Annotated in this window: 8 protein-coding genes and 1 pseudogene; 4 read left to right on the top strand and 5 right to left on the bottom strand. The window is 71.1% G+C overall.

Features of this window, described 5'->3' with window-relative positions; translation table 11 throughout:
* A partial coding sequence (locus FNH04_RS39420) for a PAS domain S-box protein (RefSeq protein ID WP_228031878.1) occupies positions 1-334 on the bottom strand: 334 nt, incomplete at its 3' end.
* 19 nt (positions 335-353) lie between these two features.
* Here FNH04_RS39420 and FNH04_RS39415 point away from each other — a divergent pair.
* A complete protein-coding gene (locus FNH04_RS39415; protein ID WP_152790843.1) occupies positions 354-821 on the top strand; it encodes a MarR family winged helix-turn-helix transcriptional regulator in 468 nt (155 codons plus the stop codon).
* 132 nt (positions 822-953) lie between these two features.
* On the opposite strand, the gene FNH04_RS39410 is transcribed toward FNH04_RS39415, so the two are convergent.
* Positions 954-1,325 carry a DoxX family protein gene (locus tag FNH04_RS39410; RefSeq protein WP_152790841.1) on the bottom strand — a complete coding sequence of 124 codons (372 nt, stop codon included), beginning with the start codon at positions 1,323-1,325 and terminating at the stop codon, positions 954-956.
* A 99-nt stretch (positions 1,326-1,424) separates the two neighbouring features.
* On the bottom strand, positions 1,425-1,928 hold the full coding sequence (locus FNH04_RS39405) for a carboxymuconolactone decarboxylase family protein (RefSeq protein WP_322725178.1): 504 nt from the start codon (positions 1,926-1,928) through the stop codon (positions 1,425-1,427).
* A gap of 120 nt (positions 1,929-2,048) precedes the next feature.
* On the opposite strand from FNH04_RS39405, the gene FNH04_RS39400 reads away from it, so the two are divergent.
* Genes FNH04_RS39400 through FNH04_RS39390 form a run of 3 tightly spaced genes read left to right on the top strand, consistent with a single transcriptional unit; the run spans position 2,049 to position 3,868 of the window.
* Positions 2,049-3,035, top strand: coding sequence for a pirin family protein (locus tag FNH04_RS39400; protein ID WP_322725177.1), 987 nt, complete (start codon positions 2,049-2,051; stop codon positions 3,033-3,035).
* Positions 3,036-3,056: 21 nt separating this feature from the next.
* On the top strand, positions 3,057-3,395 hold the full coding sequence (locus tag FNH04_RS48230; RefSeq protein ID WP_152790837.1) for a GNAT family N-acetyltransferase: 339 nt from the start codon (positions 3,057-3,059) through the stop codon (positions 3,393-3,395).
* 14 nt (positions 3,396-3,409) lie between these two features.
* The gene (locus FNH04_RS39390) at positions 3,410-3,868 is read left to right on the top strand and encodes a MarR family winged helix-turn-helix transcriptional regulator (RefSeq protein ID WP_322725174.1); all 459 of its coding nucleotides are present in this window, start codon (positions 3,410-3,412) and stop codon (positions 3,866-3,868) included.
* A gap of 183 nt (positions 3,869-4,051) precedes the next feature.
* On the opposite strand, the pseudogene FNH04_RS39385 reads toward FNH04_RS39390, so the two are convergent.
* Together FNH04_RS39385 and FNH04_RS39380 are read right to left on the bottom strand one after the other, a co-directional pair.
* Positions 4,052-4,189 (bottom strand): annotated as a pseudogene (locus tag FNH04_RS39385) (serine hydroxymethyltransferase); the annotation flags it as partial.
* Between the two features lie 74 nt (positions 4,190-4,263).
* Positions 4,264-6,078 (bottom strand): helix-turn-helix domain-containing protein, encoded by a 1,815-nt coding sequence (locus FNH04_RS39380; protein WP_152790835.1) that lies wholly within the window; start codon positions 6,076-6,078, stop codon positions 4,264-4,266.
* Positions 6,079-6,293 lie beyond the last annotated feature (215 nt).

Raw genomic sequence — 6,293 nt, 5'->3', positions numbered from 1 at the left:
TCCCGGCAGGCCCACCCGGCCCGCCGGGATGACCGGTTTGAGGGTCGGCAGCCAGGTCCCGTATTGGGCGCCCCTGGGCGTCCGCGGCGGTGAGCCCCAGCAGTTCGGTGGCTGACGGGGACCACCGCAGTACGGTGCCCTTCTCGTCAGGCGCGGCAGTGGCGAGGGGGTCGAAGGTGAACGAAGGACTGCTGGAAGAGCCGCCGAAGCCCGAGGGGGCTGCCGCTACGCACGCACCGACAAGGCCATCCGGGCGGAACGCTCGCTCACCGCTTCGGCCGGGCGGTAGGGACAGGGACGCGACGGGGCCCCGGACTATTCGGTGAACTGTCAACTACGTTTAGACTTTCCTCATGGGAGAGACAGTGCGGTGGCTGACGCCGGAGGAGCAGCGCGCGTGGCGAGGCTTTGTCCGGTTGCATGAGCGGCTGGGCGGGCGTCTGGGACGCATGCTGCAGTCGGAGTCGAAGGTGTCGCCTGCGGACTTCGCGGTGCTGGTCAATCTGACGGACGTGCCGGAGGGGCGGCAGCGGTACCAGGATCTGGCGCGGGCGCTGGAGTGGGAGAAGAGCCGGATGTCTCACCACATCGCGCGGATGGCCGGGCGGGGCCTGGTGGTGCGGGAAGAGTGCGCCGAGGACGCGCGCGGCGCGTTCGTGGTGATCACCGACGCCGGGCGTGCGGCGATCGAGGCCGCCGCCCCGCGCCATGTCGAGGCGGTACGTGAACTGTTCATGGACCACGTCACGCCGGCCGAGCTGCGGGTCGTGGCCGAGATCTCCGAGCGCGTCATCAGCAAGCTGGACGAAGATCTGGCCTGAGCCGGGAATCCGGCCGGGAGGGGCTGGTCCGACCCGGGGATCCGGCCGGGCGGGGCTGGCCTGAGCCGGGGATCCGGCCGGGCGGGGAAGCGGTGACACCGGTTCGGGTGCACCGCCCCGCCCGTGGCGGACTCACATGGCCAGTCCGAGCGTCACCGCGGCGGCCACGGCGAGGAGCAGGAAGACGACGGGGCTCAGGGCGTTGTTCCGGGTGGCGGGGTCCGTGTAGTCGCCGGCCTTGGCGTGGAAGCCCACCGCCCCGATCATGGTGATGACGAGACCTGTGGCGGCCGCGATACCCAGCGGCTGCCAGAAAAGCCCGATGACCAGTCCGACGGCGGCAGCCGCCTCGGCCAGGCCGATGAAGCGGACGAAGCCCGCGCTCAGCCCCATGTGGGACTGGAGTGCGGCGGGAACGTCGCCCTTCAGCAGCGCCTTGGGCGCACCCGCGGCGAGCGACCCGAGGGCGAGGAGCACGCTGAGAACGGCGGCGGTGACGTACATGGATCGGTTCCTTCCGAGCGGCCCAGGCAGGAACAGCGGGCCACCAGATTGTGGTTGATGTATCAACACTGGAACCTTAGACAAGGCATAGATGACTCGTCAATCAAGTGGCGCCGGGGTCTGGCGGGGCGCCTGTACCGGATGCTTGCTCATGATGGACACGCGGTTGAACGCGCCGATGGTGATCGCCACCCAGATCGCGGCCGAGATCTGGTCCTCGGTGAGGGCTCGGCGGGCGGTTTCGTACGCGGACTCGTGAGCGGCGAAGCCGGTCGGATCGGTCGTCGCCTCCGCCAGTTCCAGCGCCGCACGCTCCGAGGGGGTGAACAAGCCGGTGTCCCGCCAGGCCGCCAGGACCCCCAGTCTCTGCGGTGACTCGCCCGCACGCAGCGCCTTTCGGGTGTGGAGGTCGAGGCAGAAGGCGCAGCCGTTCAGCTGTGACACGCGGAGGTTGATCAGCTCCACGGTCGTGCGGTCGAGCCCCGCCTCCGCGGCCGTCGCGGTCACCGCCTCCGAGGTCTTCACCATGGCGTGGAAGGCCAGTGGACTCTGTTTGTCGACGAAGATCCTGCGCGGTGCGGATCCGTTGGTGTGCTCACTCACTTCGCGCCTCCTCGGGGGCGGACCGGGACCGCACGTCGGATGCGTGCGGTAGTCATGGGCCCGCTCTCGTGGCATGATAGTTGATGTGACAACTAGAGCTACTTTGGAGAGGGGGCCCCGGTGAGCAACGTGGAAGCCGAACCCGCGGCACTGACATGCGGGTCGGCCGTGGACGGCGACCGCTCGCCCGAAGAGCCACGGGTCGATGTGCTGCCGGCGCGCGACGTGCCCCTGGGCGGGCCGCGCGCCCTGCATGTACGCCGGACGCTGCCGCAGCGCGCCCGGACGCTGATCGGGGCCTGGTGCTTCGCGGATCACTACGGCCCTGTCGACGCCGGCGCGACGGGTATGGACGTGCCCCCGCACCCGCACACCGGCCTGCAGACGGTGAGCTGGCTGTTCAGCGGGGAGATCGAACACCGCGACAGCCTCGGTTCGCACGCCCTGATCCGGCCCGGCGAGATGAACCTCATGACCGGCGGTCACGGCATCGCCCACTCGGAGGTCTCCACCCCGGACACCACCGTCATCCACGGCGTCCAGCTGTGGGTGGCGCTGCCCGATGAGCACCGGAACGCGGCTCGCGACTTCCAGCACCACGTGCCCGACCCCGTGCGGGTCGACGGAGCCGAGCTCAAGGTCTTCCTTGGCTCGCTCGCCGGAAGCACCTCGCCGGTGCGGACCTTCACACCTCTGCTCGGCGCCGAGATCATGCTCGAACCGCACGCGACGGTCACCTTCGCCGTGGACCCCGCCTTCGAGCACGGACTCCTCGTGGACAGCGGGGACGTCCACCTGGCCGACACCGTGCTGCGACCCGCGGAACTCGGTTACGTCCCCTGCGGCGCCGACACCCTGACCGTGGTGAACGAGTCGGACGCCCCCGCGCGCACGATCCTGCTCGGCGGCCCTCCTTTCGAGGAGGAGATCGTCATGTGGTGGAACTACATCGGCCGCAGCCACGAGGACATCGTCCGGGCCCGGGAAGAGTGGCAGGCGGGCTCCGACCGCTTCGGTGAGGTCGAGGGCCATCCGGGACGCCGCCTTCCGGCACCCGCCCTGCCGAACGCCGTCATCGCGCCGCGTGGCAATCCCCCGCGCCGCTGACCTTCGTACGAAAGGCATCTCATGAGTGAGTCCTCCGCCGTCCGGATCGTCCAGCGGGCAGACGCCGAACGCCTGTACGAGATACTGGTCGACGGCCGACGCGCCGGGCTGACCGCGTACCGGGACCGCGGTGCACAACGCGTCTTCTTCCACACCGAGGTCGACGACGCCTTCGCCGGCCAGGGCCTGGGCGCCGAGTTGGTTCGGTGGGCGCTCGTCGACGTGCGCGAGTCCGGGAAGCGGATCGTGCCGGTCTGCCCGTACGTGGCCACATACCTCAAGCGGCATGACGAGTTCGCCGACATCGCCGACCCGGTGACGTCGGACGTCCTGCGCTGGCTGGAGGAGGAACTGCGCTGAGGAGGGAATCTCGAGTGACCGAAACACCACGATGGCTCAGCCCGGCGCAGCAGAACGCCTGGCGTTGCTTCGTCCGGATGCAGGAAAAGCTCAACGGGCGGGTCTCCCGCGACCTGCAGGCGGAGTCCTGCTTGTCGGCCGCCGACTACCGGGTGCTCGTCCATCTCGCGGACGCGCCCGACGGCCGTATGCGCTCCTCGGATCTGGCGAGGAGCGTGGAGTGGGAACAGAGCCGGATGTCGCACCAGGTCGCCCGCATGGTGAAGCGGGGTCTGGTCTGCCGGGAGGGGTGCTTCAAGGGTGGCCGCGGCACGTTCGTGGTCATCACCCCCGACGGGCGCAGGGCGATCGCGGAGGCGGCGCCCCGCCATGTGGAGACCGTGCGCCGCCTTTTCATCGATCTCCTCACCCCGGACGAACTCCGGACCCTCGCCCGTGTGTCCCGCCGCGTGGTCGAGCAACTGGAGAAGTGACCCTCGCGGGGAGGCGGACGGCCCGGCGGGACCGGACCGCCGGTGCCCGCCCCTCACGCCTGCGGGGCCTGGGAGGTGCCGCGCCCGGCTGTCCACCGCGACTCCCGCGTGGATCTGGATGCCGGTGGCCGCGGCGTCGAAGGCCGCGATGGACAGGACACGGTCCGGGGCTCCGGCGAGTTCGATCGAGCCCTGGGCCTCCATGACCGCGACCGGAGCGATGTTCTCCGAGGCGATCATCTTCAGGGTGCCGCGCTGCCGGGCCGACTCCGCATCGATCGCCGTGGCGATCTTCGGGTCGAAGTCGTCGAGTGGTCGCACGGGGGCGACGCCGACCACCGCGCCGTGTGGTCACCCTGTCGCCGGCACGGCCTTCGGCCGCCCGGTCCGCCGCGTCAGCGTGCCGCGCCTCGCGGCTCCCCCGGGAGCAGGCGGGGCCTGCCCGCCAAGGTGGTCCACAGGTACGGAGCGGCGTCGTCCTCGGAGAGCTGGGCGATCATGTAACGGACGCAACGTTCGATCTTGACCCGCCACAGACGGGCCGCCTCGTTCCCGTCGGCGTCGCACAGCGCGTCGTGGACGGCGGTGTCCTCGGCCGCGATGGTGTCGCAGGCCTGGCTGTAGTCCATGTCGAGGACCGTGACGAACATGCGCAGGCGGGCCGTGAGGCGTTCGAAGGTATGGGCGGCCTGGGGAAGATCCGCGATACGGGCGAGGGCGTCCTGGAACCGCAGGTCGACCTCACGTATGCGGAGACGGTCGTTGGCCCGGGCGGCGGCGTGGACCTCCGCCAGGGCCGCCGTGGCCGGGGCGAGGTTCCCGCGGCCGAGCATGGCGATGCGGCGCATGAGCAGCGCGCCGAGGCTGGCGCGCAGGGCGTAGAGGTCGAGTACGTCCTTCGTGTTGACGGCGGGAATCGCGGTCGCGCCTCCGGGGAGCAGGTCGAGCATGCCTTCCTCGGCCAGCGCTCGAAGACCCGCGCGGACGACCCGGCGGGAGAGACCGAGGCGGAGCGCGAGCGGGGCCTCACGGACGCGGTCGCCTGGTTGGTGAACGTCGGTGAGAAGGGCTTCGCGCAACAGGCCGACGACGGGGTCCGGGGTGATGGGAGCGCCGGGCGCGGCGTCGGGGGTGGTGATCTGCGCCGCTTCGAGCGGGCCGGGGTGGTCGAGTGTGCGCGGGTCGGGAGCGTTCGAGTCGTTGTCAGGGCCGCAGATGGCCGGGATGTCGTACGCCGGGCGCGGAGGGGCGATGCGGGTGAAGGGTGTCGCGGAGGGTGTCCAGGTGGTGGACCAGGTCAGCAGCGCGTTGCGGAGGCGGGGCACGGGAGACGCCGGTTCGCGGGGGAGCCGGGCATCGGCGGCGAGGAGGCGGTGGGCTTCCTCGGTCCACGCTTCGGGACTGGGCACATGGTGCCAGCGGCAGGACGTCTCCGGCCGCTGGAGGGCGCCCTCCGCGCCGTACGCCAGCAGGTGCACGCTCGTCCCGGCGTCCGCCGCCGACCTCACCTGTGCCACGAACGTGTGGAGCCCGGGGGAATCCTCCATGTGCTGCTTGCCCCGCAGGGCCGCGAAGGCGCAGGCCACGGCGAGTACGTGGGCCGCGTCCTGGTCCTGACCGCACAGCCGGGCCGCGGTGGCCGCCCCGGAAGCACGTACGGACCGGCCCCGTCCTGCCGGTGCTGTCACGGCGAGCACGCACACCGGCGGGGCGATGAACAGCCCGACCACCTCCTCGGCGTGGTCCGGCAGGGACCAGGCCCGGCGCGGCCCGGCCGTGACACGCGCCCCCGGCTGCGCGCGGTGGGTTCGCCAGATCCGGCTCACCGTGCTCTGGCTGAGACCGGTCTCGGCCGCCATGGAACGCGTCGACCAGCCCCGCGTGGCCCCGGGCGGTGGTGGGGTGAGGGTGCGGACGAGGACATGTGCCAGAGTGTCGTCGTCGGCCGCGGGGGGCCGGCCGGGCCGGGGCTGCTCGTCCAGGCCGTCGATTCGTTCGGCGAGGAAGCGGGCTCGCCACTTGCCGACCATGTCACGGGAGACCCCGAGACGCTTGGCCACGGCGGTGTTGGTGGGCTCGCCCTCGCATGCCAGCACGATCCGCGCACGCAGGGCCCGGGCCTGTGAGCAGGTGCGGCTACGGGTCCACAGCAGCAGTTCGGCCCGTTCCTCCTCGGTGAGGACAACGGCGCCTCGGGGACGGCCGACCATGTCGGCAACCGTAGCCGAATTTCTGACTCGGAGGGACTCCCGTACCCTCTGCCGCAGCTGGGGCATTGTTGGCCCGCCGTCGCCTTCACATACTTCGATGCAATCCGGTGGCTGTGCCGCCGAAGTTCCCGAGAAACCGAGAGTTCGCCTCGACCGGCGCGCCCTGCCCGCCCCCGCACTCGCCGACGGCACGCACGACATCCCCACGACATCCC

The sequence above is a fragment of the Streptomyces phyllanthi genome (assembly GCF_009377205.1).
GTDB classification, from domain to species: domain Bacteria; phylum Actinomycetota; class Actinomycetes; order Streptomycetales; family Streptomycetaceae; genus Streptomyces; species Streptomyces phyllanthi.
The sequence above is the reverse complement of the archived record's forward strand: the minus strand, read 5'-3'. Positions and strand labels throughout refer to the sequence as shown.

Coding starts and splice junctions, on each gene's coding strand:
- FNH04_RS39415 (WP_152790843.1), top strand. CDS start 354: ATGGGAGAGACAGTGCGGTGGCTGACGCCGGAGGAGCAGCGCGCGTGG.
- FNH04_RS39410 (WP_152790841.1), bottom strand. CDS start 1,325: ATGTACGTCACCGCCGCCGTTCTCAGCGTGCTCCTCGCCCTCGGGTCG.
- FNH04_RS48230 (WP_152790837.1), top strand. CDS start 3,057: ATGAGTGAGTCCTCCGCCGTCCGGATCGTCCAGCGGGCAGACGCCGAA.
- FNH04_RS39380 (WP_152790835.1), bottom strand. CDS start 6,078: ATGGTCGGCCGTCCCCGAGGCGCCGTTGTCCTCACCGAGGAGGAACGG.